Origin of the sequence: Micromonospora sp. NRRL B-16802, from assembly GCF_001279555.1 — a bacterium.
GTDB classification, from domain to species: Bacteria; Actinomycetota; Actinomycetes; order Mycobacteriales; family Micromonosporaceae; genus Micromonospora; species Micromonospora profundi.
Window position 1 is genome coordinate 210,365 of record NZ_LGEB01000110.1, and the last position, 26,651, is coordinate 237,015.

A 26,651-nucleotide genomic window follows, 5' to 3' on the forward strand; every position below is an offset into this window, starting at 1 on the left:
CCCCGCACCACGTCACTGTTCCGGCACGCCAGGCGTGTCGTTGGAATGAGGAGCACCCCCATGCAGCCCGATCACCACCCCCAGCAGCAACCGTCGGTCGACAACAACATGACGATGTCGATTGTCGCTGTCTTCCTCTTCTGGCCGCTGGCCATCCCAGCGATCATCAACGCGTCGAAGGTCAACCCGCTGCTCCAGCAGGGCGACTACGCCGGGGCCCAGGCCGCGGCCGCAGAATCACGCAAGTGGTCCAAGTGGGCACTTATCGTCGGCATTGCGTGGTATGTCATCGTGCTGCTGTGCTGCGCGTTGGGCGGTCTGGGCGCGATCATGAGTGAGAACAGCAGCAGTAACTAACGGAACGATTCCAAGGAGCTTCTCGAATGCAGCCCGGCAACCCCGGTCAGGACCCGTACGGCCAGCAGCCCAACCCGGACCCGACCGCACCCCAGCCGCCGCACGACCCGTACGGTCAGCCGCCGGCCGCCCCCTACGGCCAGCAGCCCACCTCGGGCCAGCCGTACGGTCAGCAGCCGACCTCGGGTCAGCCCTACGGCCAGCAGTCGCCGGACCCGTACGGTCAGCAGTACGGCCAGCAGCCCACCTCGGGCCAGCCCTACGGCCAGCAGCCGCAGGACCCGTACGGTCAGCAGCCGCAGTACGGTGGCGCTCCCGGCTACCCGAACGCCGGGTACCCGCAGCAGCAGGGCCAGAACAACACCCTCGGCCTGGTGTCGATGATCCTCGGCATCGCGTCGATCCCGCTGGTCTGCTGCCTGTACCTGGGCATCCCGGTCGGCATCGCCGCTGTGGTGACCGGTTACCTGGGCCAGCAGAAGGCCGCTCAGGGCCAGGCCAGCAACGGCGGCCAGGCCAAGGCGGGTCTCATCTGCGGCGCCGTCGGTGCCGTCCTGGGCATCCTGCTGATCATCCTGGGCATCTTCGCGAACATCAACCTGCCGAACCAGCCCTGATCGGTCCGGTCCTGACGGGGCGCTCCGGATTCGTCCGGGGCGCCCCGCGCCGTCCCCAGCACCTGCGGGCCGCGCCCAGCGAGCGATGTCGACCGGGACGGCACGGCGGCGGCGCGCTCCGCCAACGCCTGGGCGCCCTCGCCGACCGACAGACGATTCACCGCCCGTTCGTCTAGGGCAGGTCGCGCCGGTCCGGCTCCGGATCGCGCCGGCGTGGCTGGTTACCCCGGGGGCTCCGGGTGAGCGTCCGGGTGGCGGCGGCCCCGAGCAGCGCGCCGGCCGTGATGACACCGGCCGTGACCACCCCGACCTGCCAGGCCACCGGCCCGACCTGCGCCAGACGGCCGGCACCGAGCGGCCCTCCGGAGACCGCGGCGGCCACACCGAGGAGTACGCCTGCCACCGGCCCGGCCAGTGCCGCCGGCGCCAACAGCCCGCCCCAGCGCTGCGGGGCCTGCTCCGGCCCGGCGAGGCGGGCCATCCGGCGGGCGAGCAACCAACCGACCACCATCCCGGCCAGCACCGGCACCGCGAGGAGCAGGGCGCCGATGCCGTCCACGGGGCCACGGGGCAGGCCGGCGAGCAGCGGGATTGCCGGCAGCGCGCCCACCGACACCTCGCTTGTGCGGACGGCGGTGTCGACGCCGACCGCGAAGCCCGGCCCGAGCAGATAGCTCGTCGACCAGATCGCGGCGTTCGGCGCGTACGCCATGCTGACCAGGGTGATCCCGGCCTGCCCGGCCACCCCGGTCTGGTACGCGCCGATCATGTCGGCGGCGTCACCGCCGCCGGTGGCCACGGCCAGGCCTGCCGCGCCTGCGCCCGCCCCGAGTAGCAGGAGCGCGGCCACCAGCCCGGTGCGCACAGCGTCCCGCAGCGCACCCGGCAGCCGGGTGCTCAGCAGTCGGGTCACAGCGGTGGTCCGGGTTGCGCCGACAAGTGCGGCGAGTGTGGCGGCCACCGCGAACGTGGCCGCCGCCCGCACCGGGGACACGTCAGGTCCTCCCGCGCCCACCAGCACCGCGGCAAGCGCGCCGAGCAGCGCGTACGCCAGGCCGACAGTGCCTGCGGCGATAAGCGCTTGTCGCGGTGAATAGCTGTCGCGCGCGCCGATCGCGCGGCTGACGTGCACGCCGGCCCGGGTCAGTCGCCAGAGCGCGAGCGCGGTGAGCGCGAGCGGGGCGAGGCCGAACGGGCCGGCGTCGGTGTGCAGCGGTACGCCGTGCCCCACCAGCCAGCCGGCCAGCGCGGTGCGCAGGGTGCCGCTCAGGGTGGTGGAGTCGGCGCCGAGCTGCACCAGGCCGAGCACGACGGCGACCGGCAGGTACGAGGTGAGGGCCGCCCAGCCCGCGGCCACCCCGGCGGCGACGGGCAGCGGTGCCCGCCTGCGCGGCGACTCGCCGGCGCGGGGCGCGGGCACCCGCCGCCGCGGTGCGGCGCGCTCGACCGACCTGTCGTCGGCGCGCACGCCGCCGGGGCGACTGGGATGGTCAGGGGTGACGGGGGACATCCGCTCTACTCTGGCACGTCATAGGGACGGTGGCAGTCCGTTAACCGGCCTGGACTGCGGCGAGTTGGGCGAACCGGGGTCGAAGCCGCCCGGCCCGGTCTAGCCTCGGCCCAGAGGAGGTGGCCTGTCGCCGCCTTCCGGGTCGGGTCCGCCGGTCACGCCCGGGTCGGCCCGCCGCCCATGATCGCCCGGAGGTAGCCGTGACGACCGCATATCCGCCGCCCCCACCCCCTCCGGCCAGGGGCCGGGACCGCACCACGCTCTGGGGCGTGCTGGGCATCGTGCTGGGTCTGATCTGTTGCGGCATTCTCGGCGTCATCTTCGGCTACCTGTCGATCCGCGACGCCCGACGGTACGGCCAGTCGCCGGTTCTCGGTTACCTCGCCATCGCGTTCGGCGTGATCAATATCATCGGCAGCGCGATCCTCCGGTCGACAGGCAACTACCCGTTCTGGAACAACAACGACTGATCCCGGGCCCGGTGGTACGCAGCAGGGGCCGACCGGTTCGATACCGGCCGACCCCTGCGCTGCTGCCTGACCGGCTCAGTTGCCGGACATGATCTCCCGCATGAGCTTGGCGGTCTCGGTCGGCGTCTTGCCAACCTTGACTCCGACCGCCTCCAGCGCCGCCTGCTTCGCCTCGGCGGTGCCGGCCGAACCGGAGATGATCGCTCCGGCGTGGCCCATGGTCTTGCCGGGGGGCGCGGTGAAGCCGGCGATGTAGCCGACCACCGGCTTGGTGACGTTGGCCTTGATGAACTCGGCGGCCCGCTCCTCGGCGTCGCCGCCGATTTCGCCGATCATCACGATGGCGTCGGTCTCCGGGTCAGCCTCGAACGCCTTCAGGGCGTCGATGTGCGTGGTCCCGATGATCGGGTCGCCACCGATGCCGACGCAGGTGGAGAAGCCGATGTCGCGCAGCTCGTACATCATCTGGTAGGTCAGCGTGCCGCTCTTGCTGACCAGGCCGATGCGGCCGGAGCCGGTGATGTCGGCCGGGATGATGCCGGCGTTGGCGGCACCCGGGGAGGCGATGCCGGGGCAGTTCGGCCCGATGATCCGGGTCCGCTCGCCCTGCGCCAGGTTGTACGCCCAGAACGAAGCGGTGTCGTGCACCGGCACGCCCTCGGTGATCACCACGGCCAGCGGGATCGCGGCGTCGATCGCCTCGACCACGGCGGCCTTGGTGAACTGCGGCGGTACGAAGATGACTGTGACGTCGGCACCGGTCTCGGCCATGGCGTCCGCCACGGACGCGAAGACCGGCAGCTCGGTGCCGTCGAAGTCGACCTTCTGGCCCGCCTTGCGCGGGTTGACGCCGCCGACGACGTTCGTGCCGGCGGCGAGCATCCGCCGGGTGTGCTTGGAGCCCTCGGAGCCGGTCATCCCCTGAACGATGACCTTCGAGTCCTTGGTCAGCCAGATAGCCATGATCAGACCCCCGCAGCTGCCAGCTCGGCGGCCCGCTCGGCCGCACCGTCCATGGTGTCCACCCGCTGCACGAGCGGGTTGTTCGCGCTGTCCAGGATCGCCCGGCCAGCCTCGGCGTTGTTGCCGTCGAGGCGGACGACGAGCGGCTTGGTGACCTGCTCGCCACGCTGCTCCAGCAGGGCCAGCGCCTGGATGATGCCGTTGGCGACCTCGTCGCAGGCGGTGATGCCGCCGAAGACGTTGACGAAGACGCTCTTCACGGCCGGGTCGGAGAGCACGATCTCCAGCCCGTTCGCCATCACCGCGGCACTCGCGCCGCCGCCGATGTCGAGGAAGTTGGCAGGCTTGACGTTGCCGTGCCGCTCACCGGCGTACGCGACGACGTCGAGGGTCGACATGACAAGACCCGCGCCGTTGCCGATGATGCCGACCTCGCCGTCGAGCTTGACGTAGTTGAGGTCCTTGGCCTTGGCGGCCTGCTCCAGCGGATCCACGGCGGCCTGGTCGACAAGCGCCTCGTGGTCGGGGTGCCGGAACGCGGCGTTCTCGTCCAAGGTGATCTTGGCGTCGAGCAGCAGCAGCTGCCCGTCGCCGTTCTTCGCGAGGGGGTTCACCTCGACCAGGGTGGCGTCCTCGGCGACGAACGCCTGCCACAGCCCGACAGCTACCTCGACGACCTGGTCGGCGACCTCGGCCGGGAACCCGGCAGCGGTGACGATCTCGCGGGCCTTCGCCTCGTCGACGCCCTTGACGGCGTCGATGGGGGCCTTGACCACGCGGTCCGGGGTCTCGGCGGCGACCTGCTCGATGTCCATACCGCCGGCAACGCTGGCGATGCAGAGGAAGGTGCGGTTCGCCCGGTCGAGCAGATAAGAGAAGTAGTACTCGTCGGCCACGTCCGCGGTCACGGTGATCATGACCTTGTGGACGGTGTGGCCCTTGATGTCCATGCCGAGGATGTCGGTGGCCCTGGCCACCGCCTCATCCGGGCCCTCGGCGAGCTTGACGCCACCGGCCTTGCCTCGGCCGCCGACCTTTACCTGCGCCTTGACGACCACCCGACCGCCGAGGCGTTCGGCGATCGCGCGGGCCTCCTCCGGGGTAGTGGCGACGCCGCCGGCCAACACGGGCAAGCCGTGCCGCTCGAACAGGTCCCGCCCCTGGTACTCGTACAGGTCCACGATTGCGCGTCCCGTCCCGTCTCCGCGGCGCGCCGTCGCGCCGCCACCAGCGTTCAAAAACAGTTTGACGCCTGTCATCACTTCACACAGGCCATTGGCGGCAGCCTAGCGAGGTGGGCACGGCCGGCAACCGAGCGGGTGCGCGGTGTGCGGTAATGCACAACCGGACACCTGACGTGGGAGTTCCGGTCACGGCATGGCCGGCGTCAATCGTCCGGGCGATGTTGGCACGGGTGCGTAACCCGGCCGTGAGGGCGTCGTTGAGTCAGGTGTCGGAGCGCTGAACAGCGCGATGACGGGAGACGGCCGATGCCCTGTCGGTCGAGGGGTGGCGGCGGGGCATCGTGCATAGAGGGGCCGGACGTGTGAGGGGTGCGTCCGGCCCCTCCCCCGTGCCCGGATCCGGTTCGACACCCCCGGCGCACCGTCTTTCAGGCGACGGGCTGTCCGACGTTCTGCCGGACCCACTCGACGATCGCCTGGGTGGTGGCTCCCGGCGTGAAGATCTTGGCGACGCCCATCTTCTCCAGCTCGGGGATGTCGCCGTTGGGGATGATGCCGCCACCGAACACGACGATGTCGCGGGCGTCCCGCTCCCCAAGCAGTTCGAGCACCCGACGAAACAGCGTCATGTGCGCGCCGGAGAGAATGGAGAGGCCGACCGCGTCGGCGTCCTCCTGGATGGCGGCTTCCACGATCTGCTCCGGGGTCTGGTGCAGGCCGGTGTAGACGACCTCCATCCCCGCGTCCCGCAGGGCACGCGCCACGACCTTGGCGCCCCGGTCATGGCCGTCCAGCCCTGGCTTGGCGACGACGACCCGAATTCGAGAGCTCATCAGCGCACACCTTTCACCGGCTACACGGCCTTCACCTGAACGAACGGTAACCCGTCCGACGGGGGGCGGGAAATCCGGGCCGGAAACCGACTGGCATTCCGGCCGCACCGACCTGGCGTCCACGCCGGAGCGCGTACCTCGGCAGGCTGCGGCGTCAAGTCGGACGACTCCGCCGGTCCGGTCACGCTCGGCGACGAACGGGCACTTACGGGGGCACCGATCGACGTCGTGATGCGTGACAATCGTGGACGCAAACGGACAGATCGACACGCCAATTATTCACTCTGGCTTGTGACTCGCCTGGGGGTTGGCTAACGTGTCCACGGTTGTCATCAGGTCCATGGACGGGTGACGACGCGGTTGGCAGACGTTCATCCGAGCTTCACGGACGTCCACCAGCCGCTTCGGAACCCCGACAACGGAGGGTGTGCGTGCGCCAGCGCCTGTCGTCTGAGCCCGATCGATATCGCGGTCGTCGCCGTGTCCCCACCCCCCCGCGTAGCCGCTACGCGGCCGTCGTCACCACCGCGTTCGTCGGTGCCGGCCTCGTCGCCCTCGGCGCGAGTGCCCTGCCCGACGCCAAGGACGTCAGCCCGTCGGTTCTCGACGAGCTCAAGCAGGCGTCGGTCAGCCAGGACGCCGCAGAGCGTGCGGGCAACGCCGAACGCGCCTCCCGGGACAGCCGTGGCAAGGAAGCGGCCGAGCCCGAGGTCTGGATGCTGCCGCTGCAGGGCTACGACTTCAACTCGCCGTACGGGATGCGTTGGGGCAAGCTGCACACCGGCGTCGACCTGGTCGTCCCCGAGGGCACGCCGTACGTGGCGGTGCACGAAGGGCTGGTCACCAAGGCCGGCTGGTTGGGCGGCTACGGCTACGCGGTGATCGTCCAGCACCCTGACGGCAGCGAGGCCATCTACGGCCACTCCTCCGCGCTCAGCGTCAAGGAGGGGCAGCAGGTCAAGGCCGGCGACCAGCTGGGCCTGGTGGGTCAGACCGGCCACGCCTACGGCACTCACCTGCACCTCGAGCTGCATGTCAAGGGCCAGCCGATCGACCCGGTGCCCTACCTGCAGAAGCGCGGAGTGGACATCAAGCTGCAAGTCGAGGCAATCTACAGCGAGGTAGCCGCGTCCTGACGCTGCGTACCGACCGTTGACCGCCCGGATCTGTCGATCCGGGCGGTTTTTCGTTGCCGGCCGCCGCCCTATGTCTGCCGAATCACAGTGGCGGGTGTGACCGACGGCACCACCCCACATGATCGCTTTTTCGGACAGACCGCTTCTTAGCGCCTCATTTCCGGGCAGCCATCGCTGCGGCCGTTGACCGGCCGCCCGGTCCCGATGCCCCCTCCAGCTCGGTCCGACACCAGTATTTCGAGGTCAAGTGCCCCCTCGACTGTGAAGGTCCGCCGTGCAGGAAGACAGCCCCGTCCAGAACGAGAACACCCCCGACACCATCACCGAACAGCCGCGACGCGCCCGCCAGCGAAACCGCCGCATCGCGCTCGGCGCGGCCGCCCTGGTGGTCCTCGGCCTGGGTGGCGTCGTCGTCGCCACCACCGGCGACGACCGTCCGGCGCCCACCGCCGTCTCGCTCGACGCGCAGTCGCGGGCCGAGGCCGCCAGCCGGGCCGACCGCTCCGACCGCGAGGCGACAGCGCCGGACTCCCCGTCGGCCACGCCCAGCGCGAGCCCGACCGTGAGCCCGTCGGCCACTGCCAGCCCCACGCCGACGAAGAAGGCCACCGCCAAGCCGAAGGCAACGGCGAAGAAGGCTGCGACGAAGACCACGAAGCCCACGGCCGCCTGGGTGAACCCGATGTCGGGTGCCGCGATCACCTCCTGCTACGGGCAACGCTGGGGCACCCTGCACGCCGGTATCGACCTGGCGCTGCCCTCCGGCACGCCCATCCACGCCGCGGCCGCCGGCACCGTCACCAAGGCCGGCGATGCCTACGACGGGTACGGCAACTCCGTCTTCATCGACCACGGCAACGGCTACCTGACCCACTACGCCCACCAGAGCCGGCTCGCGGTCACCGTCGGCCAGAAGGTCAAGGCCGGCCAGGTCATCGGCTACGAGGGCAGCACCGGTGACTCCACAGGCCCCCACCTGCACTTCGAGGTGCACCAGGGCATGTGGAACCAGGTCGACCCCGCGCCGTTCATGCGGGCGCGCGGCGTCGACCTGGGCTGCTGAACGAGCGCACCTCGCAGGTCCGCCTGTTCACGCGACATCATGGAAAGAGTGGCCTCCGGCAGCGCCGAGGCCACTCTTTCCCTGCAATAGCGCGATGCCGGCCGGCCGAGCGGCGGGCAGCCGAGGCCGCCGTGATCAGAGCTTGTCGACAGGGGCGTGCCGCAGCACCAGCCACATGGTCTGGTCACCGAAGTCGATCTGCGCGCGGGCACCCGGGCCGTGCCCCTCGACGGCGAGCACCCGCCCCAGCCCGTAGCGCTGGTGGTTGACCCGGTCACCGGCGGACACCTTCGGCCCCTGCGGCAACTCGCTGGCCGTGGTGAGGCGACTGGCGTCCACGCCGAGCCGCTGGGCCAGTTGCGCCGCCTTCGGCGTACCCCCGGTGAAGGTGCCGCGACCGCCGGGTGCGCGGTCCGCGCGCCCGCCGACGCCGCCGCCACCGCCGGCCCACGAGGTGTACGACCCCTCGGTGCGCTCCCAGCGCACCAGCTCCGGAGGCAACTCCTCCAGGAACCGCGACGGCGGGTTGTAGGACGGCTGGCCCCAGGCCGAGCGGGTCACCGCACGGGAGAGGTAGAGGCGCTGCCGGGCGCGGGTGATGCCGACGTACGCCAGCCGGCGCTCCTCCTCCAGCTCCCGGGTGTCACCGAGCGAGCGCAGGTGCGGAAAGACGCCGTCCTCCAGACCGGTGAGGAACACCACCGGGAACTCCAGGCCCTTGGCGGTGTGCAACGTCATCAGCGTGACCACGCCCTGGTGGTCGGGGTCGTCGGAGGGAATCTGGTCGGCGTCGGCGACCAGCGCCACCTGCTCCAGGAAGCCCGCCACTGTGGCCCGCTCGCCGTCGGCACCGGTCGCTTCGATCCGCTCGGTGTACTCCCGGGCGACGCTCACCAGCTCCTGGAGGTTGTCCACCCGGCCGGCGTCCTGCGGATCAAGGCTCTCCTCCAACTCGGTGAGATAGCCCGAGCGGGTCAGCAGAGCCTCCAGCACCTCTTCCGGGGTGCCGGTCTCGGCCATCTCCCGGGCGCCGTCGAGCAGCGCCACGAAGTCGGCGATGCCGTTGGCCGCCCGGGTGGAGATGCCGGGCGCCTCCCGGGCCCGGCGCAGCGCCGCCCCGAAGGAGATCCGGTCCCGGCTGGACAGCGCCTCGACGCACGCCTCCGCGCGGTCACCGATGCCCCGGCGCGGGGTGTTCAGCACCCGCCGCAGGCTCACCGTGTCGTCGTCGTTCACCACCGACCGCAGGTACGCCAGTGCGTCGCGGACCTCCTTGCGCTCGTAGAAGCGCACACCGCCGACCACCTTGTACGGCAGACCGGCCCGGATGAACACCTCCTCGAAGACGCGGGACTGCGCGTTGGTGCGGTAGAACACGGCGACGTCGCCGGGGCGGGTCTCGTCGGCGTCGACAAGCCGGTCGATCTCCCGGCCCACCCAGTCCGCCTCGGCGTGCTCGGTGTCGGCCACGTAGCCGACGATCCGCTCGCCGTCGCCGGCCTCGCTCCACAGCCGCTTCGGCTTGCGGGAGGTGTTCCTGTCGATCACCGCGTTGGCGGCGTTGAGGATGGTCTGGGTGGAGCGGTAGTTCTGCTCCAGCAGGATCGTCCGCGCGTCGGTGAAGTCCCGCTCGAACTCCAGGATGTTGCGGATCGTCGCGCCCCGGAACGCGTAGATCGACTGGTCGGCGTCACCGACCACGCACAGCTCGGCCGGCGCCAGCCCGTCGGTGCCGGACACCAACTCCTTGATCAGGACGTACTGGGCGTGGTTGGTGTCCTGGTATTCGTCGACAAGCACGTGCCGGAACCGCCGCCGGTAGCTCTCCGCGACGTGCGGGTGGGACTGGAGCAGATGCACCGTCGTCATGATCAGGTCGTCGAAGTCGAGCGCGTGCGCCTCGCGCAGCCGACGCTGGTAGAGCGTGTACGCCTCGGCGAGCGCCCGCTCGTTGGGCCCGCTGGCCCGCGCGGCGAACTGCTCCGGGTCGACCAGCTCGTTCTTGAGGTTGGACACCTGGGCGGCCAGCCCGCGTGCCGGATAGCGCTTCGGGTCGAGGTCGAGCTCGCGGGTGACCAGTTGCATGAGCCGGCGCGAGTCGTCAGCGTCGTAGATCGAGAACGTCGACTTGAGGCCGGCGTGCTCGTGCTCGGCGCGAAGGATGCGGACACACGCGGAGTGGAACGTCGACACCCACATCAGTCGGGCCCGCGGCCCGACAAGGGCGGCGACCCGCTCCTTCATCTCGCCGGCCGCCTTGTTGGTGAAGGTGATGGCGATGATCTCTCCGGGATGCACGTCCCGAGCGGCCAGCAGGTAGGCGATCCGGTGGGTGAGCACCCGGGTCTTACCGGACCCGGCGCCGGCCACGATCAACAGCGGCGAGCCGGCGTGACTGACCGCGTCGCGCTGCGGCCCGTTCAACCCGGCGAGCAGCTCACGCGGGTCGAGGCGGGCTGAGGCCGACCCGGGGCGGTGCGGACGGGCCGGCGCGGACTCCGGCGCGGGCGGGGACGCGGGAATGTCGAAGAGAGGATGCATCGCGCGACAAGTCTATGCCGCCGGCCGGACACTTCCCGACCGCGCCGTCGCCGGGAGCGGGCACCTCTGTCGACGAGCGGTGAGCGCTCCTTTGCCGACGCCTCCGGCTGTGGCAGGGGCCGCCTTTTGCCGCGGAATCCTTGCGCACCCACCGTCGACGTGGGCATACTCGACCGCGTGATCGCTGCGCGTTACTACTTTTACTACGGCACCGGGAGTCCGGCTGCCGTAGGTCGCGCCTGATCGATCAGACCTGCGAAAGCCCCGGGCTCCTGGAGCCCGGGGCTTTTTCGTCCCGGGTTCTGGGCACCGGGCACCACAGCGCGAGAGGTACCCGATGATGACAGACGTGGTGGAGCACAGCAGCGGCCCGACCGTGCCGGAGCCGGACCAGCCCTCGGTCGAGGCCGGCGACACGGCCGGGGCCCGCACCGGCACCGGTACCGGCACCGTGGAGCCGACCGCAGCCGCACGGATCGTGCAGATCAGGGAACGGATCGACGAGATCGACCACGCGTTGATCTCGCTCTGGCAGGAGCGGGCCGCGCTGTCGCAGGAGGTCGGGGTGACCCGGATGGCCTCCGGCGGAACGCGCCTCGTGCTCTCCCGTGAGCGGGAGATCCTGGAGCGCTTCCGAGGTGCGCTCGGCGCGGACGGCACCCAACTGGCACTGCTACTGCTCCGCGCGGGTCGCGGCCCGCTGTGACCACCCCCGGCGTCCCGCCGGGCGCCGGAGGGCACACCGGGTGCCGGTCGGGCGTCTGAGGTCGCACCGGCCCGCTGAGGGGCCACCGGACAGACGAAACCGCCTGCCGGCGTCGTGGTGACGTCGGCAGGCGGTTCCGGTGGCCTGTTACGCCTCGTGGGTGGCGACGATCTCGCGTCGCTCCGCGAAGTGGCAGGCGCTCGGGTGGTCCGAGTCGCGTCGGACCTCCAGCAGCGGGACCTGCTCGGCGCAGACGTCCTGCGCCTTCCAGCAGCGGGTCCGGAACCGGCAGCCCGAGGGCGGGCTGATCGGCGACGGCACGTCACCCGTGAGCCGGATGATCGTCTTGTTGTTCCGCTGCGTCGGGTCCGGCACCGGCACCGCCGAGAGCAGCGCCTGAGTGTACGGATGGGTCGGCCGCTCGTAGATCTCGTCCTCGGTGCCGATCTCGACGATCTTGCCGAGGTACATCACCGCGACCCGGTCCGACAGGTGGCGGACCACCGAGAGGTCGTGCGCGATGAAGACGTACGACAGCCCGAGCTCGCTCTGCAGCTTCTCCAGCAGGTTCATCACCTGGGCCTGGATGGAGACGTCGAGCGCCGAGACCGGCTCGTCGCAGACGATCACCTCGGGGCGCAGCGCGAGCGCGCGGGCGATGCCGATGCGCTGGCGCTGACCGCCGGAGAACTGGTGCGGGTACCTGTTGATGTGCTCCGGGTTGAGGCCCACCAGGTCCAGCAACTCCCGGACCTTCGCCCGGCGGCTGCCCTTCGGTGCCACATCGGAGTGGATCTCGAAGGGCTCGCCGATCAGGTCACCGACGGTCATCCGCGGGTTCAGCGAGGTGTACGGGTCCTGCATGACCAACTGGATCTGCCGACGCAGCCGCCGCAGCGCCCCACCGGAGAGCTTGGAGATGTCCTGGCCCTTGTAGACCACGCTGCCGGCGGTCGGCTTCTCCAGGTTCATCAGCACCCGGGCGAGAGTCGACTTGCCGCAGCCGGACTCGCCGACCACGCCGAGCGTCTCACCAGTACGCAGACCGAACGAGACCCCGTCGACGGCCTTGACCTGACCGACGGTCTTCTTGAACACCACACCCTGGGTGACGGGGTAGTGCTTGACCAGGTCACGGACCTCGAGGATGTTCTCAGACACGGTTCACCAGCTCCTCGGCGAAGTGGCAGGCGCTGGCCCGGGCAGGACCCACCTGCAGCAGCGGGGGGATCTTCTCCCGGCATACCGGCTGAGCCATGGGGCAACGCGGGTTGAACGGGCAGCCCGGCGGAATGTTCATCAGGTTCGGCGGCAGACCCTTGATCGTCCGGAGCTGCTGCCCCTTCTCGTCCATGCGCGGGATCGAGTCGATCAGACCCATCGTGTACGGGTGCGCCGGCTTGGCGTACAGCTCGTACACGTCGGCTTCCTCGACGATCCGACCCGCGTACATGACAGCGATCCGGTCCGCGACGTCGGCGACCACGCCGAGGTCGTGGGTGATCAGGATCATGCCCATCTGCCGCTCACGCTGGAGCTCGGCGAGCAGGTCCATGATCTGGGCCTGCACCGTCACGTCGAGCGCGGTGGTGGGCTCGTCGGCGATCAGCACCTCCGGGTCGAGCGCCAGCGACATCGCGATCATCGCGCGCTGCCGCATACCGCCGGAGAACTGGTGCGGATAGTTGCTGAACCGGCTCTTGGCGTTGGGGATCTTGACCTGGTCGAGCATCTCGATCGCGTGCTTCTTGGCCTCGGCGCGACCCATGCCCCGCCGGACCCGGAACTGCTCGGCGATCTGGAACCCGACGGTGAAGACCGGGTTCAGCGCGGAGAGGGCGTCCTGGAAGATCATCGCGATGCCCTCGCCGCGGATGCGGCGGCGCTCCTCCTGGCCCATGCTGAGCATGTCCTTGCCATGGAAGCGGACCTGCCCACCGGTGACGAAGCCGGGCGGCGTGTCGAGGATGCCCATGATGGTCTGTGCCGTGACGCTCTTACCGGAGCCGGACTCGCCGAGCACGGCAAGGGTCTCCCCCGCGTCGACGTGGTACGTGACCCCGTTGATGACCTTTGCGACGCCGTCCCGGGTACGGAACTCCACCCGCAGGTCGTCGACCTCGAGCAGCCGGCCGGAGGGACGTCCGGATCCGCCGGTTCCCGGCGCGGACTGCTCGGACACGAGAATGTCGGACAACTGGATCTCCCCTAGCGGAGTTTCGGATCGAGGGCCTCGCGGACCGCCTCACCGAGCATCACGAAGCTCAGCACTGCGGTGACGAGGAACGCGGCGGGGAAGAACACCAGACCCGGCGCGACCCGGATGAACTGCTGCCCGTCGCTGATCATGATGCCCCAGGACACCACCGGCGACTTCAGGCCGACGCCCAGGAACGACAGCGTTGCCTCGGCGCCGATGAACGAGCCGACCATGATCGTGCCGTAGACCAGCAGCGGGGCCAGGCAGTTCGGCAGCAGGTGCTTGAGGATGATCCGCCCGGTGCCGGCACCCAGTGCGCGGGCCGCCACGATGTAGTCGGCCTCCTTGGTGGCGAGCACCGAGGAACGCATCAGGCGCATGACGACCGGCCAGCTCAGCACGATCAGGGAGACGGTCACCAGGCCCATGATCTCGGCCTTGCTGTTGCTGGTGCCCGAGCCGTTGAACGTGGTCAGGATGACGATCGCACCAAGCACGAACGGCAGGCCGAAGAAGACGTCGGCGATGCGGCTGAGCAGGCCGTCAACCCAGCCACCGCGGTAGCCGGCGATGATGCCCATGGTGCCACCGACGAGCAGGGTGCCGACCACGGAGAGCACGGCGACCACGATGGAGGCGCGTGCGCCGTAGATGACCCGGGCGTACACGTCGCGGCCCTGCACGTCGTAACCGAACCAGCCGTCGGCGCCCGGCTTGACCAGGCTGCGGGACAGCGCGCCGTTGACCGCGTCGCCCGGGGCGAACAGCGCCGGGAAGGCGGCCATCAGCAGGAAGATCACGATCAGCGTGGACGAGATCCAGAACAGTGGCTTGCGTCGCAGGTCACGCCAGGCGTCTCCGAGCAGGCCACGCGGCTTCTCGTTGCTCTGCGGCGCGCCGGTGGCAGGGGTGCCCGCCTCGGTCGGCTGCGCGGCAGGGGTACTGACGATCGATGCGGTACTCGGGTCACTCATAGCGGATCCTCGGGTCCAGGGCGGCGTAGAGCAGGTCAACCAGCAGGTTCATCACGAGATAGACCAGCACCAGGACAACCACGATCCCTACCACGGTAGCGCTTTCCTTGGTGACGATCGCACGGAAGACCTGGCGCCCGATTCCGTTGATGCCGAAGATGCCCTCGGTGACGATCGCGCCGCCCATCAGGGCGCCGAGGTCGGTGCCGAGCAGGGTGACCACGGGGATGAGCGAGTTACGCAGCAGGTGCACACCCACAACCCGCCGCATCGGAAGGCCCTTGGCGATGGCGGTACGCACGTAGTCGGCACGGCGGTTCTCCGCGATGCTCGTTCGTGCCACCCGCGCGATGTACGCCACTGACGCGCTACCGAGCACGAAGCCCGGCACGATCAGTTCGGAGAGCCGCATCTCGGAGGAGACGGTCGGCTTGATGATGCCCCACTGCACGCCGAGCAGCCACTGGAGCACGAAGCCGATGACGAACACCGGCAACGCGATCAGGAAGAGGGTCGACACCAGAACGAGGTTGTCGAGGAAGCCGTTGCGTCGCAGACCGGTCAGCACGCCGGCGCCGAGGCCGATCACGGCCTCGATGGCGAGCGCCACCAGGGCCAGCTTCAGCGTGTTCGGGTACGACGTGAGGATGATGTCGCTGATCTCGCGCTGCGAGAACGTCTGACCGAAGTCGCCCTGCAGCAGGTTCTTCATGTAGCTGCCGTACTGGACCACGACGTTCTGGTCCAGGTTGTACTTCTCGGTCATGAAGGCGATGTACTGGTCCGGGCAGCGGCGCTCACCGCACTTGCCGGCGAACGGATCGCCCGGAACGGCCCAGACGAGGGCGTAGATCAGGAACGTCGTCCCGATGAAGACGGGCACGAGTTGGAGCAGCCGCCTCAACAGATAACGGCCCATGGGGTGGTCCTCCAGACAGGGGGCGCGTCGGACGGCCGACACGGGGTGACAACGTGCGAGTGCGTGTGGTGACACCCACTCGCGGAACGGCCCCGGGTCGGGCTCACCGGATGTGGCGAGCCCGACCCGGGGTCAGACCGTTCGGATCAGAGCTCGACCGAGGTGATGTCGAGTTCGCCGACGTTGTTCAGCTCGAGCTTCTTGATCTTCTCCGAGTGGCCGGACTGCTGGCCGTAGAAGTAGACCGGGATGCTCGGGACGTCCTTGTCGACCAGCTCGACGGCCTTGGCGAACGCCTCGTGGGAGGCCTCCAGGCTCGGCGCGGCGCTGGCCTGCTTGGCAAGGGCGTCGACCTCCTTGTTGCTGTAGAGGCCGTCGTTCGAGGAACCACCGGTGATGAAGAGCGGGTTGACCCAGTTCTCCACGTCCGGGTAGTCCTGCTGCCAGGCGGCGCGGTACAGGCCGGTCATCTTGTGGGCGTTGATGTTCTGGCGGAAGACCGCGAAGGTCGGCACGCCCTCAGCCCGAGCCTCGATGCCGAGGTTGGTCTTGATCTGCTGGGCAACGGCGTCCATCCAGTCCTTGTGGCTGGAGTCGGCGTTGTAGTAGAGAACCATCTCGCCACTGAAGCCACCGGCCTCGGTGAGCAGCTGCTTCGCCGTGGTCGGGTCGAACTTGCAAGCGGTGCAGTTACCCGGCTTGGCGCCCGGGGTCAGCGGGTTGGCCCAGCTGTCGGCCGGCTTGCGGGTACCGAAGAAGATCTTGTCCGAGATCTCCTGCCGGTTGATCGACAGCGACACGGCACGACGCAGGCGCGCGTCCTGGAAGCGCTTGTCGTAGATCGGGAACGCGATGAACGCGGTCGACGGCGTGACGGTCGACAGGCCCCGGTCACCGAGGTCGGTCTTCCACTTGTCACCGGCGAGCGCCGAGGTGGGGACAACCTCCATGAAGTCGAGGTTGTTCGCCAGCAGGTCGTTGTAGGCCGCCGTCTCGTCCTGGTACAGCTTGACGTCGACGTCCTTGATCTTCATCTTGTCGCGCAGGTTGTAGTCATCGAAGCGCGTGAGCTTGATGAGGACGTTGTCGTCCCACGACACGAACTTCACCGGGCCGTTACCGATCGGCTTCTTGCCGAACTCTTCGGGCTTCATGGTGAAGAAGGCGTCCGGCAGCGGCATGAAGGCGCTGTAGCCGAGCTTGGTCGGGAAGACCGCGGTCGGGGCCGCCAGGGTGACCTCGAAGGTCTGGTCGTCGACGACCTTCAGGCCGGACATCTCCTTGGCCGTCGGCTCCGGGGCCTTCTGCGGGCCGTCCGGGCCGTCCGGGTCCGAGGTGTAGGTCTTGTCGAAGCCGTCGATGTCCGAGAAGAAGGTGCCGTTCTGCGCACCGTTCGGGGAGTAGGCGGCCCAGTTCCAGGCGTCGACGAAGTTCTTCGCCTTCACCTCGGTACCGTCGTGGAACTTGGTACCCTTCTTGATCTTGATCGTGAAGACCTTGGAGTCCTTGGTGTCGATGGACTCGGCCAGCGCGTTGCGCGGGGCCCCACCGTCGTTCGGGTACTCGACCAGGCCGGTCCACAGCCAGTCGATGACCTTGCCACCGCCGGTCTCCGTGGTGTTGGACGGGACCAGCGGGTTCTCCGGCTGGACGCCGTGGATGACGATCGAGCCGTCCTTGCTGGTGGCGGCGTCGCCGTCACCGTCACCGCTCGAGCAACCACTCGCGACAAGCGCGGCAGCCGCGCTGAGCGCGATCGCGCTCGTCGCCCGCTTCGAGACTCTCATTCCGAGGGGCCTCCTCTTTCTAACCTGGTTCCGTCGTGGGTTTCACGCACGTTTTGGGGGTGACACCGCCCGACCACCTCGGGGCGGAGGTCGCCGGGACCACAGGGAAGCTGGGGACACCCCTGATGTTCCGATCCGCCGGGCTCCTCACCCGACGGGGCACGACTCTACGCAGGCATCACGACCACGAATCGCCGGGAAACAGCGGAGGTCGTGGTCGCGAGCCGTGCGGAGTGCCCTACACCGAGGGTGAGGTGCTGCCACTGTGACACCTACCTGCCGGTTCCGTGAAGGTGCCGTTATCAAGACGTTAGTTGCCCGCCACGTTGCCGATACTTGAAAAATGATCATAAAGTCGACCAACCAAACAGCTCTGACCAGGAGAAACGTGGCTAGCCGGACGCCGCCGCGCGACCTGGGATCGGGCGTTCTGTGAGCTTTCCCGCGTCCAGTCGCGGCGCATTCGACGTCAGCGCGCAGCCCTGCTAACTGACCATCCGGACGATGTCGCCGTCGTCTGCACGGGTGCCATCACCGGCTGGGCGGATGAAGACGCCGAGGTCGACTGTCTGATCATCAGCGGCGGCAGCGCCGCCGCCCTCGATCGACGCCCGCAACCGAATTACCTCCACCGGGGCGTCGCCCAGCAGCCGGGGCCATGGCCGTCACGGGCGCAGAAGACATCGACCGGAGCCGTCATCGTCACGAGCGCGGAAGACATCGGCCCCGGCACCGCGAGAGCGGGCCGGGGCCGAAGGTGAAACAGGCAGGACGGATCACACCAACCGACGGTCCGCCGCCCAGCGGGAGAGTTCGTAGCGGTTGGACATCTGGAGCTTGCGCAGCACGTTCGACACGTGCGTCTCCACCGTCTTGATGGAGATGAACAGCTCCTTGGCGATCTCCTTGTACGCATAGCCCCGCGCCAGCAGCCGCAGCACCTCCCGCTCCCGGTTGGTGAGCTGGTCCAGCTCCGGGTCGGCCACCGGCGCGTCCGGTCGGGCCGCGAAGGCGTCCAGCACGAACCCGGCCAGCCGTGGGCTGAACACCGCGTCACCGTCGGCCACCCGGCGGATCGCCGCCGCAAGCTCGTCCGGCGAGATGGTCTTCGTGACGTACCCCCGGGCACCGGCCCGGATCAACCCGATCACGTCCTCCGCGGCGTCGGACACGCTCAGCGCCAGGAACTTGACCTGCGGGTGGCTGCGCCGCATCGCCTCCAGCACCGCGCGGCCACCGCCGTCGGGCATGTGCACGTCGAGGAGCACCACGTCCGGCCCGACGGCGGCGATGCGGGTGACGGCCTCGGCCACGGTGCTCGCCTCGCCCACCACCTCCACGTGGGCGCCCAGCTCCGCGCGTACGCCGGCACGGAACATGGCGTGGTCGTCCACCAGGAACACCCTCAGCCGCTCGGGGCGGGTGTTCGCCGGGTCCAGGTGCTCCGCCGGCTGCTCGGACATGGTCATTTGTTCCTCTCCGCTGCGGACGAGTCCCGGGAGATCGGCAGGATCAACCGGACCTCAGTCCCCTCCCCCGGACCGGACCGTATTTCGGCCCGTCCGCCGTGCCGCTTCATCCGCCCGATGATCGAGCCGCGTACGCCGTGCCGGTGGTCCTCCACGGTATCCGGGTCGAAGCCCGCGCCCCGGTCCCGGACGAAGACGCTTACCTGGTCGGGCTCCACCTCGGCGTAGAGCGACACGGTCTGCACGCCGGCGTGCCGTGCGGCGTTCACCAGTGCCTCCCGCGCGGCGGCGACGAGCGCGCCGACCCGCTCGTCGGTCTCCCGGTCCCCCACCACGACCGTCTCCACGGTGATGGCGAAGGTGTCCTCGACCTCGGCGGCGGCCTGCTCCAGGGCGGCGGCGAAGCGCTCGTTCGGCGACGCGGTGGGCTTGTAGAGCCAGTTACGCAGCGAGCGTTCCTGCCCACGGGCCAGCCGCTGCACCGTCTTGACGTCACTGGCGTTGCGCTGGATCAGGGCCAGCGTGTGCAGCACCTGGTCGTGCACCATCGCCGCCAGCTCGGCCCGTTCCTGCTCGCGGATGCGGCCCTCCCGTTCCGAACGGAGCTGGCTGTACGTGCGCCACAGCACCGGCGCCGCGACCACACCGACCCCGGCCAGACCGACCAGCGCGAAGATCACGCCGTTGATCACCGCGTCGAAGTTCTGCGCCGGCGAGTACACGGCCGCGACGCCGATGATGCCGACCGCGACAAGCACCCCGCCGCCGATGAACCGGAGGACGAAGGCCCGCCGGTCACTCTCCTCGACGACCGCGCCGAGCCAGGGCACCGGCATGGTGTCGCCCCACTGCCGCCGCCGCTCGGGCGCGGACTGGTGCCAGATGACTCCCGCGCCGACCGCGATGATCGCCACCAGCCAGCCGGCGGTACCGGCCGCCCCCACCGAGTCGAAGACCATCACCTGAATCAGCAGGACGCCGAGCCCGATCCCGACGAACGGCAGAAGCTGCCCCACGTCGCGCCGAGGTGGCACGGCGGTGTCACCGGGCCGCAGCGGCACCACCGCCCAGAACGCCGCGTAGAGCAGCAGGCCGAGACCGCTCAGTCCGAGCAGCACCATGAAGGCGACACGCACCCGCAGCACCGAGATGCCGAGGTGGTCGGCGATGCCGGCGGCGACCCCGGCGGCCATCCGATGCTCGGGTGCGCGGTAGAGGCGCGGTGGCGTGGTCACGGTGCTGATCGGAGGCTCCCTGGTCACGGTGTGGTGGGCGGCGAGGTCGGTGCGTCCGATCGTCACACGCTGCGGTGTCCCACGACCACGGGGAGCCCCCCGACATTCCGGCCGCCCGGATCTCAGGGTGGGGTCAGGGTCGGGTCCTGAGGTCGCTCGGGCGCAGCGGGCAGCAGGATCGAGGTATGACCGAGGAAGCTGCCCCGTCGCCCCGCCCCGGGTCGTCACCGCCGGGCGGTTCAGCACCGCCCCCACCAGCCACGACACCCGCCGGCTGGGCCGAGCCCACCACGTTCGGCCCGCCCACCGGCGCCGGCCCGACCGGCGGGCCACCACCGGGCGCCCCGTCCGGCACGTATGAAACCGCCGGCCCTCAGCCAGGCGGCACGGGCCATCAGCCCGCTGGCGGCGGCTACCCGCCGGGCGCGACCGGCCCCGGGCCCGCTGCCGGGTTCGCGGCCGGCACGGGATACGGACCCGGGTACGGAGCGGGCGGAGGCCCCGGCACGCCGCCGCCCGGGCCGGGAGGACCGTCCGTCGGCCCACTGGGGGGCAACGGCTTCACCTCGCGGTACGGCCTGGTCCGGCCCCGCGACGGCCGCTACCTGGCGGGCGTCTGTGCGGCGATCGGACGGGCCACCAACACCGATCCGGTGCTCTGGCGGGTGCTGCTGGCTGTCCTAGGCTTCTTCGGCGGCATCGGCATCCTCGTGTACGTCGCCGCCTGGCTGATCATCCCGAACGAGGGCGACACCGCGTCCCCGGTGGAATCCATGCTGGGCCGCGGCCGTTCCAGCATGTCGCCGGTGACCGTCATCGTGCTGAGCATCCTGGTCGCGGCAAGCTTCGGCTACATCGTCACGGACGCATTCCGCGCGGTCCTGCTCGGCGTGGCCATCCTGATCGGCGGCGCGCTGCTGCTCAACCGAGACGGCCGGGGGCCACAGCCCGGCACTCCGGTTGGTACCCCGCCCGGCCCGTCCGGCGCTCCACCCGGGCCGGTCCCGCCGGTTGCCTGGCCGGCCCCGGCGCACGGTGCGGCACCGCCCGCCGGCCCGCTCGCGACGGCACCGCTGGCCGGCGGCGACCCGGCGTACGCCACCGTGGCGGCACCCGAACCACCGACCCTCCCCGCCTACGCGGCCCAACCCTCGACCGCCGCACAATCCGCGACCGTGCAGCCCACGACCGGCCAACCGACGGCCAAGCAGCCGGCGTACGAGCAACCGGGGTACGAGCAACCGGGGTACGAGCAACCGACCGAGCAGCCGGTGTACGAGCAACCGACGACCGAGCAGCCGGTGACCGGGCAGCCGGTGACCGGGCAGCCGGTGACCGGGGCGCCTGCCGACTCGACGGCTCCTCAGCCGGCGGGCTTGTCGGCTCCCGCGCCGACCTGGCCCAGCACCTCGCCGACCTGGCCCAGCACGGGCACGCCGAGCACCGGCACGTCAAGCGCCAACTGGCCGTCGGCTCCGGTGACCGGCGCACCGACCGGTCACCGGAGCGCGGCGACACCGGGCGGATACCGTCCACCGTTCGCGCCGCACGGCCCGTACGCTTCGGCGACTCCGGCCGCGTCCCCCCCGCCCAAGCCACCGAAGCCGCCGAAGCGGCCCCGGGAGCGTTCGCCGCTCGGCGCGGTGACCTTCTCGCTGATCTTCCTGGCCCTCGGCCTGGTCGGTCTGCTCGACCTGCTGGACGTCTTCACCTTCGGCGCGTCGGCGTACTTCGCGGCGGCGCTGGCAACGGTGGGGCTGGGGCTGTTGGTCGGCACCTGGTTCGGCCGGGCCCGCTGGCTGATCGCACTCGGTCTGGTGACCGCAGCCGCGCTGGGAACGGCGACGATCGCCGAGTCCTACGACCGGATCCGCGGCGTCGACGGCGCGGTCACCTGGGCACCTACCACACATCGTGACCTCGCGAACCGGTACGAGAACAGCTTCGGCGACGCCGTGCTCGACCTGCGGGGGATCGACTTCACGAAGCAGGAGAGCGAGGTGACCGTGCAGGTCAACTTCGGTCACGCGACAGTTGTCGTTCCCCCCAACGTGGACGTGACGACGGTGGCCGACGTCAACGCGGGCGACGCCATCATCTTCGGCAAACGCTCCGGCGGGCTGGACGGCGAGCTACGGGAGTCCACCGACCTCGGTGCGGACGGCGCCGGCGGCGGAGCACTGCGCCTGTACATCCATGTCAACGCCGGCAACCTGGAGGTGACCCGATGAAGGCTCACCGCACGGATCTGGTCTCGTTCGCCTTCGGGCTGCTCTTCCTGGCCCTCTCGGCATGGTGGCTGCTCGCCCAACTGCTCGGTCTCGTGCTGCCGCCGGTGGGCTGGTTCCTGGCCGGCGCGCTGATCCTGATCGGCGTTTTCGGACTGGTCGGCGCGCTGCGCTCCGGCCAGTCGGGGCGCCCGACGCCGGACGACGTCGCGCCGACCACAGCCGGCACCGAGCCCGGGGAGCCGACCTCCGGGGCACCCACCCTGACCTTCGGCTCGACGCCGACCTGGGACATTCCCCCGGCCCGATCGATGCCGGAGGCCCCGGCCTGGGACGCTTCCCCATCTCGGCCGATGCCCGAGACCCCCGCCTGGGACGCTTCGCCGGCTCGACCGATGCCGGAGGTCCCCGCCTGGGACGCTTCCCCGGCTCGACAAGCGGCGGAGTCTCCGACCGCAGAGTCGCGGACGCCGACGTCGACCCTGGAACCGTCGACGGCGGACATGATCCACCCCGCTTGGCTGGCCCACTCGGCGACGGAACCGGAACCACCGACGGCGGCGGCGGAACCGTCGACGGAGGCAGAGCCGCCGACGGAGACGGCAGGTGCGCCGGTCTCCGGTCCGCCCGGTGCTGACGAGCCGACAGGGGTCGACCTCCGGCAGCCCGACGTCGACCCGACAGATGAGCGGGAGGGTCGGCAGCCGAAATCGTGACAGTGGTGTCACCGCCGACCGCACTGCCGCACCACCACGGCAGTGCGGTCGGCGCGCGCAGGCGCATATGCTGGCCGCTGGAGAGATTTCGCCTCCGCCGGCCGGCCCGTCCCGCCGTGACGGCCCCGCCGCGATTCCCGTCTCTACCCCCGTCAGGAGCCCGCCCGACATGACGCAGTCCCCCGCCGTGCGTACCACCGGCCGGTCCGGTCCGGTCCGCATCGGCGAGCGAGCCGCCCGTACGCTCGTGACCGAGCTGGCCCGGATGAACGACCCCAAGGCCGCCCTGCTGGTCGGCGCCAGCCCGGAGTCCGCGGTGCTGGCCGCGGCCATCGAGGCACTGCTCCCCGGTGACCAGCTCACAGTGGTCCCCGCCGAGGCGTCCGACGCCACAGCGCTCCGCGAGCACGTCACCGCCCAGGGCCGGTGGGTCGCCGACCGGGTACGCGTGGTCGACTCGCTGCCCGAAGCGGAGGCCGCCGCGGTGGTCATCGCCGGCGAGGCGTTCACCGGCACCGCCGAGGAGACCCGCAGCGCCATCGACGGGCTGGCCAAGCACCTGACCGACGGCGCGGTGCTCAGCGTCGCCACCCCGGCGACACCGGGCCGGACCACCGGCGCCGCCGCCGAACTGGCCCGGCAGGACGCCCTCTACGGTGTCGGCGCCGACCTCGTGGTGCGCAACGTGCCCCCGGTGCGCGTCTACCGGCTGCGTTTCACCACTGCCGCTCCCGCTGCGGCCGACCGGCTGGCTCCGGCGTACCGGCCGTCGAGTGTGCCGCTGGTCCGAGGCATGCACATCGACTCCAACGGTGTGGCCGCGGCGGGCATCACGCTGGGCCTGGCCGCACTGGCCCGGGTGGCGCGTCCGTCCTCCAAGCTGTGGCTGCTGCCGGCACTGGCCGCAGGGCCGGTCGCCGCGTTCTTCCGCGACCCGGAGCGGGACGTACCGGAGGATTCGAACGCCGTGGTGGCAAGCGCGGACGGCAAGGTCCTGTCGGTGCAGCGACTGTACGACGAGCGGTTCGGCGACGCCGAGTGGCTGCGCGTCGCGGTGTTCCTGTCGGTGCTGGACGTGCACGTCAACAGGTCTCCGGTCGCCGGCAAGGTGGTCGACTACTTCGTGGCCGACGGCGGTTTCGTCAACGCGATGAAGCCGGACGCCGAGCACAACGTCGCCGCGTACACAGTGCTGGACACCAGCCACGGCACGGTGGTCGTCGCGCAGCGGACCGGCCTGATCGCCCGGCGGATCGTGCAGCGCGCGCCGATCGGCGCGCTGCTGGCCAAGGGCGAGCGCTTCGGGCTCATCCGGTTCGGCTCGCGGACGGACGTCTACCTGCCGGCCGACGCCGCCGAGCCGCTGGTCGGGCCCGGCGACAAGGTCGTCGGCGGCTCCACGGTCATCGCCCGCTGGCGCTGACCCACGACGAGCGAAACGGGGCGCCGCTGTCAGCGGCGCCCCGTTTCGTGTGCTCGGATGTTTCGGGTGATCGGGGGGTCAGGCGGTGCGACGCTGGCGCAGCCAGAGCACCGGCCCGCTGACCAGGTAACCCACCACGATCAGGACGAACGTGAGCTGGACGTCGACAAGCGCGCCGACCACCGGGGCCAGCCACAGCCACGGCGGCAGCTTCATCAGGCGGGCGAGCTTGGCGTACGGGAAGCTGGACACCATCGCGAAGGCGAGCAGAGCCACCCCGGCGACCAGCACGGGGCCGGACACCGGCACGCCGATCGCCACTGTCACGGCGAGCACCGCCGCCGCCATCGTGGTGGGGACGCCGGAGAAGAACCGGCCGTCCTTCGGCGAGACGTTGAAGCGGGCCAGCCGGATCGCGGCACAGGCTGCGACCAGTGCGCAGGCCACCGCGGCCGCAGCCGTCGGAGCGGAGCCGGCGAGCGACGCGTAGACCACAACGGGTGCCGCGAGGCCGAACGAGCACATGTCGGCGAGCGAGTCCATCTGGGCGCCGAACGGGCTGGCCACGCCGAGCCGGCGAGCCAGAGCGCCGTCGAGACCGTCGAAGGCGACGCAGGCGATCAGGCAGAGCGCGGCAATCTGCACCTCACCCTGCATGGCCAGGAAGATCGCCAGCATGCCGAGCATCAGGCTGGCCAGCGTGCAGGCGTTGACCAGGGCGAACTTCATCCGGCGGGCGACAGTGCGCTCGCCGGGCAGCAGCGGGATCGTGCCGGACGACGCCTCGTCGGCGTACGCGGTGGGCGGCAGTGCCGGGCTGACCGGCGTCACCGCCTCGATCTCCGCCCGGCTGGCGGCAAACGACTGCCGGTTGAGCCGGTCCAGGCCGTAGCGGCGACGCTGCCGCTCGGCGTACCGGTGCTCGGGCAGCGCGAGGTCGGTGGGTCGCAGGTCGCCGTCGCGGCGGCCCACGCGAACCAGAAGCACCTGGCGGGCGAACGTGCTGCTGCGGCGCAACCGGCCCGCCCAGCGACGCCCAGCGGGGCGCGGACTGTCAGTCGTACGACGCCGGCGCCATGGGGCTCTCGGCACGTTTCCTCCATCACCGGATCGGCTTACCGCCGTGAGGGCGGGTGTCCGGTCATCTAGTGCCGGACCTTGCGTGGGCCCGGCAGCCGTTCTGCGGAGTACACCATCGCATAGGGGAATGTGGCTTGGCGATAGCTGCCGGCGGTACTTGTAGGCTTAAACCGCACGAATCGCTGTCTTATTCCCATCCTGGGCCTCATCGCCCGTTTCCTCCATCATTCCCACCTCTGACTGTACCGGAGGGTCACCATCTCGGCTCGCCGAGCGGAGGGCTATCGACCCAGCTGTCCGATTGCCATCGCCGCAACCCCGGTCAACGACAGGCCGGAGATCTCGGCCCGGGTGAACCAGCCGGCCCTGGCAGTCGAGCCGCCAGCGGATTCCGTCACCACCGCGTCGGTAGGTACGTCCACGAGCACCCGATAGATCACCCGAACGCCGTGCCAGTCCAGTGGACGGCCTTCCGGGCCGAGCGCGGCGGGATTGTGCAGGTTGTCCACCCCGAGCAGTTCCACCACCCGACCCAGCTGACCGCACTCCTCGACCAACTCACGGAGCAGCCCTGTGGTCGGCTGCTCGCCGTGATCGGTGCCGCCACCCGGCAGGTGCCACTTGCCGGCCCCCGGGTAGCCGGGGGCGATCTGGGTGAGCAGGATTCGCCCGGCCGGATCGGTGACAAGCCCGTACGCCCCGAAGCGGAGGCGGCGGTCGGCGTTCGGGGCCGGATCGGGCGGCGGCACCCGGGGAAGACCGGCGGGCAGAGGTGACACCGGCAGCCCGAGCATCTCGGCGGTGAACGGCATCAGCGGTAGGGCCGCCGCCTCATCGGGACTGAACCAACCCAATTCGTCGCTGCCACCGGCGGGCTCGGACCGAAGGTCACCACCCGTCGCCTCGACCTCGAAGACCAGCCGGTCGGTGTGCGTCCTGACATCGGCGTCGGGGAAGCTGGCCACATCGGCGACGGCCGCGCGGATCGCGCCCACCGCGACGGTCAGCCCGGTCCCCACAGCGAACTCGCGCTCGACAGCCCGGGCCGGGTGCTCAGCGTGCTCGACCCCGCCCCCGGGAAACTGCCACACCCCCGGACACGGGGAGTTCTCCGACCCGCGCGCCAGCAACACCCGCCCGCGCTCGTCCCGCAGCACTCCGTACGCCCCGACCTGTCGCCACTCCCGCACCTGCCCGCTCCCCCGCCCACGCGCTTCCCGCCCACCCGCCAATGTCATCG

The 26,651-nt window shown here is 70.4% G+C and carries 22 protein-coding genes and 1 pseudogene; 9 read left to right on the top strand and 14 right to left on the bottom strand.

What is annotated here, in order from left to right; genetic code table 11:
* Positions 1 to 60 precede the first annotated feature (60 nt).
* The gene (locus ADK66_RS27900) at positions 61 to 357 is read left to right on the top strand and encodes a CD225/dispanin family protein (protein WP_053660500.1); all 297 of its coding nucleotides are present in this window, start codon (positions 61 to 63) and stop codon (positions 355 to 357) included.
* A 26-nt stretch (positions 358 to 383) separates the two neighbouring features.
* Complete coding sequence (locus ADK66_RS27905) at positions 384 to 974, top strand: DUF4190 domain-containing protein (RefSeq protein WP_053660502.1); 591 nt, start codon at positions 384 to 386, stop codon at positions 972 to 974.
* A gap of 172 nt (positions 975 to 1,146) precedes the next feature.
* Here the strand turns inward: ADK66_RS27905 and ADK66_RS27910 are convergent, their stop codons facing one another.
* Positions 1,147 to 2,484 (bottom strand): DUF6350 family protein, encoded by a 1,338-nt coding sequence (locus ADK66_RS27910; protein ID WP_053660504.1) that lies wholly within the window; start codon positions 2,482 to 2,484, stop codon positions 1,147 to 1,149.
* A 200-nt stretch (positions 2,485 to 2,684) separates the two neighbouring features.
* On the opposite strand from ADK66_RS27910, the gene ADK66_RS27915 reads away from it, so the two are divergent.
* Complete coding sequence (locus ADK66_RS27915) at positions 2,685 to 2,954, top strand: hypothetical protein (protein ID WP_053660506.1); 270 nt, start codon at positions 2,685 to 2,687, stop codon at positions 2,952 to 2,954.
* Between the two features lie 75 nt (positions 2,955 to 3,029).
* Here the strand turns inward: ADK66_RS27915 and sucD are convergent, their stop codons facing one another.
* From sucD to ADK66_RS27930, 3 genes are all read right to left on the bottom strand, one after another.
* Entirely contained in the window at positions 3,030 to 3,917 is an 888-nt protein-coding gene (gene sucD, locus ADK66_RS27920; protein WP_053660508.1) for a succinate--CoA ligase subunit alpha, read from the bottom strand.
* 2 nt (positions 3,918 to 3,919) lie between these two features.
* Complete coding sequence (gene sucC / locus ADK66_RS27925; protein WP_053660510.1) at positions 3,920 to 5,098, bottom strand: ADP-forming succinate--CoA ligase subunit beta; 1,179 nt, start codon at positions 5,096 to 5,098, stop codon at positions 3,920 to 3,922.
* 431 nt (positions 5,099 to 5,529) lie between these two features.
* Entirely contained in the window at positions 5,530 to 5,934 is a 405-nt protein-coding gene (locus tag ADK66_RS27930) for a cobalamin B12-binding domain-containing protein (RefSeq protein WP_053660512.1), read from the bottom strand.
* A gap of 431 nt (positions 5,935 to 6,365) precedes the next feature.
* Here ADK66_RS27930 and ADK66_RS27935 point away from each other — a divergent pair, with 431 nt between their 5' ends.
* Both ADK66_RS27935 and ADK66_RS27940 read left to right on the top strand, forming a co-directional pair.
* Positions 6,366 to 7,070, top strand: coding sequence for a M23 family metallopeptidase (locus ADK66_RS27935; protein ID WP_053660633.1), 705 nt, complete (start codon positions 6,366 to 6,368; stop codon positions 7,068 to 7,070).
* Positions 7,071 to 7,344: 274 nt separating this feature from the next.
* Positions 7,345 to 8,133, top strand: a complete 789-nt coding sequence (locus tag ADK66_RS27940) for a M23 family metallopeptidase (RefSeq protein ID WP_053660514.1) — start codon at positions 7,345 to 7,347, stop codon at positions 8,131 to 8,133.
* A gap of 135 nt (positions 8,134 to 8,268) precedes the next feature.
* On the opposite strand, the gene pcrA is transcribed toward ADK66_RS27940, so the two are convergent.
* A complete protein-coding gene (gene pcrA, locus ADK66_RS27945) occupies positions 8,269 to 10,674 on the bottom strand; it encodes a DNA helicase PcrA (protein ID WP_053660516.1) in 2,406 nt (801 codons plus the stop codon).
* Positions 10,675 to 11,011: 337 nt separating this feature from the next.
* Between pcrA and ADK66_RS27950 the strand changes: the two genes are divergently transcribed.
* Positions 11,012 to 11,380, top strand: coding sequence for a chorismate mutase (locus ADK66_RS27950; RefSeq protein WP_053660518.1), 369 nt, complete (start codon positions 11,012 to 11,014; stop codon positions 11,378 to 11,380).
* A gap of 147 nt (positions 11,381 to 11,527) precedes the next feature.
* Here the strand turns inward: ADK66_RS27950 and ADK66_RS27955 are convergent, their stop codons facing one another.
* The 7 genes from ADK66_RS27955 to ADK66_RS27985 all read right to left on the bottom strand — a co-directional run bounded on the left by ADK66_RS27955 (position 11,528) and on the right by ADK66_RS27985 (position 19,991).
* The gene (locus ADK66_RS27955; RefSeq protein ID WP_053660520.1) at positions 11,528 to 12,541 is read right to left on the bottom strand and encodes an ABC transporter ATP-binding protein; all 1,014 of its coding nucleotides are present in this window, start codon (positions 12,539 to 12,541) and stop codon (positions 11,528 to 11,530) included.
* Positions 12,534 to 13,562 (bottom strand): ABC transporter ATP-binding protein, encoded by a 1,029-nt coding sequence (locus tag ADK66_RS27960; RefSeq protein WP_053660522.1) that lies wholly within the window; start codon positions 13,560 to 13,562, stop codon positions 12,534 to 12,536. The genes ADK66_RS27955 and ADK66_RS27960 overlap by 8 nt, the downstream gene beginning before the upstream one ends.
* 26 nt (positions 13,563 to 13,588) lie before the next feature.
* Complete coding sequence (locus tag ADK66_RS27965) at positions 13,589 to 14,554, bottom strand: ABC transporter permease (protein ID WP_053660524.1); 966 nt, start codon at positions 14,552 to 14,554, stop codon at positions 13,589 to 13,591.
* A complete protein-coding gene (locus tag ADK66_RS27970) occupies positions 14,547 to 15,473 on the bottom strand; it encodes an ABC transporter permease (protein WP_053660526.1) in 927 nt (308 codons plus the stop codon). Before ADK66_RS27970 ends, ADK66_RS27965 begins: the two co-directional genes overlap by 8 nt.
* A 146-nt stretch (positions 15,474 to 15,619) precedes the next feature.
* Positions 15,620 to 17,260 carry an ABC transporter substrate-binding protein gene (locus ADK66_RS27975; protein ID WP_053660528.1) on the bottom strand — a complete coding sequence of 547 codons (1,641 nt, stop codon included), beginning with the start codon at positions 17,258 to 17,260 and terminating at the stop codon, positions 15,620 to 15,622.
* A gap of 776 nt (positions 17,261 to 18,036) precedes the next feature.
* Positions 18,037 to 18,723, bottom strand: coding sequence for a response regulator transcription factor (locus ADK66_RS27980; RefSeq protein WP_053660530.1), 687 nt, complete (start codon positions 18,721 to 18,723; stop codon positions 18,037 to 18,039).
* A gap of 2 nt (positions 18,724 to 18,725) precedes the next feature.
* Positions 18,726 to 19,991, bottom strand: a complete 1,266-nt coding sequence (locus tag ADK66_RS27985) for an ATP-binding protein (RefSeq protein ID WP_053660636.1) — start codon at positions 19,989 to 19,991, stop codon at positions 18,726 to 18,728.
* Between the two features lie 158 nt (positions 19,992 to 20,149).
* Between ADK66_RS27985 and ADK66_RS27990 the strand changes: the two genes are divergently transcribed.
* The 3 genes and pseudogenes from ADK66_RS27990 to ADK66_RS28000 all read left to right on the top strand — a co-directional run bounded on the left by ADK66_RS27990 (position 20,150) and on the right by ADK66_RS28000 (position 24,331).
* Positions 20,150 to 22,195 carry a PspC domain-containing protein gene (locus ADK66_RS27990; RefSeq protein ID WP_053660533.1) on the top strand — a complete coding sequence of 682 codons (2,046 nt, stop codon included), beginning with the start codon at positions 20,150 to 20,152 and terminating at the stop codon, positions 22,193 to 22,195.
* Positions 22,192 to 22,446 (top strand): annotated as a pseudogene (locus tag ADK66_RS27995) (hypothetical protein); the annotation flags it as partial. The gene ADK66_RS27990 and the pseudogene ADK66_RS27995, both read left to right, overlap by 4 nt.
* Before the next feature lie 631 nt (positions 22,447 to 23,077).
* Positions 23,078 to 24,331 carry a phosphatidylserine decarboxylase gene (locus ADK66_RS28000; RefSeq protein WP_053660535.1) on the top strand — a complete coding sequence of 418 codons (1,254 nt, stop codon included), beginning with the start codon at positions 23,078 to 23,080 and terminating at the stop codon, positions 24,329 to 24,331.
* 78 nt (positions 24,332 to 24,409) lie between these two features.
* Here ADK66_RS28000 and ADK66_RS28005 read toward each other — a convergent pair whose 3' ends face one another.
* Positions 24,410 to 25,348, bottom strand: coding sequence for a phosphatidylcholine/phosphatidylserine synthase (locus ADK66_RS28005; protein WP_053660537.1), 939 nt, complete (start codon positions 25,346 to 25,348; stop codon positions 24,410 to 24,412).
* A 344-nt stretch (positions 25,349 to 25,692) separates the two neighbouring features.
* A complete protein-coding gene (locus ADK66_RS28010) occupies positions 25,693 to 26,649 on the bottom strand; it encodes an NUDIX hydrolase (protein WP_369814843.1) in 957 nt (318 codons plus the stop codon).
* Positions 26,650 to 26,651: the final 2 nt, after the last annotated feature.

Coding starts and splice junctions, on each gene's coding strand:
- ADK66_RS27900 (WP_053660500.1), top strand. CDS start 61: ATGCAGCCCGATCACCACCCCCAGCAGCAACCGTCGGTCGACAACAAC.
- ADK66_RS27905 (WP_053660502.1), top strand. CDS start 384: ATGCAGCCCGGCAACCCCGGTCAGGACCCGTACGGCCAGCAGCCCAAC.
- ADK66_RS27910 (WP_053660504.1), bottom strand. CDS start 2,484: ATGTCCCCCGTCACCCCTGACCATCCCAGTCGCCCCGGCGGCGTGCGC.
- sucD (WP_053660508.1), bottom strand. CDS start 3,917: ATGGCTATCTGGCTGACCAAGGACTCGAAGGTCATCGTTCAGGGGATG.
- ADK66_RS27930 (WP_053660512.1), bottom strand. CDS start 5,934: ATGAGCTCTCGAATTCGGGTCGTCGTCGCCAAGCCAGGGCTGGACGGC.
- pcrA (WP_053660516.1), bottom strand. CDS start 10,674: ATGCATCCTCTCTTCGACATTCCCGCGTCCCCGCCCGCGCCGGAGTCC.
- ADK66_RS27950 (WP_053660518.1), top strand. CDS start 11,012: ATGATGACAGACGTGGTGGAGCACAGCAGCGGCCCGACCGTGCCGGAG.
- ADK66_RS27965 (WP_053660524.1), bottom strand. CDS start 14,554: ATGAGTGACCCGAGTACCGCATCGATCGTCAGTACCCCTGCCGCGCAG.
- ADK66_RS27970 (WP_053660526.1), bottom strand. CDS start 15,473: ATGGGCCGTTATCTGTTGAGGCGGCTGCTCCAACTCGTGCCCGTCTTC.
- ADK66_RS27975 (WP_053660528.1), bottom strand. CDS start 17,260: ATGAGAGTCTCGAAGCGGGCGACGAGCGCGATCGCGCTCAGCGCGGCT.
- ADK66_RS27980 (WP_053660530.1), bottom strand. CDS start 18,723: ATGTCCGAGCAGCCGGCGGAGCACCTGGACCCGGCGAACACCCGCCCC.
- ADK66_RS27990 (WP_053660533.1), top strand. CDS start 20,150: ATGACCGAGGAAGCTGCCCCGTCGCCCCGCCCCGGGTCGTCACCGCCG.
- ADK66_RS28000 (WP_053660535.1), top strand. CDS start 23,078: ATGACGCAGTCCCCCGCCGTGCGTACCACCGGCCGGTCCGGTCCGGTC.
- ADK66_RS28010 (WP_369814843.1), bottom strand. CDS start 26,649: ATGACATTGGCGGGTGGGCGGGAAGCGCGTGGGCGGGGGAGCGGGCAG.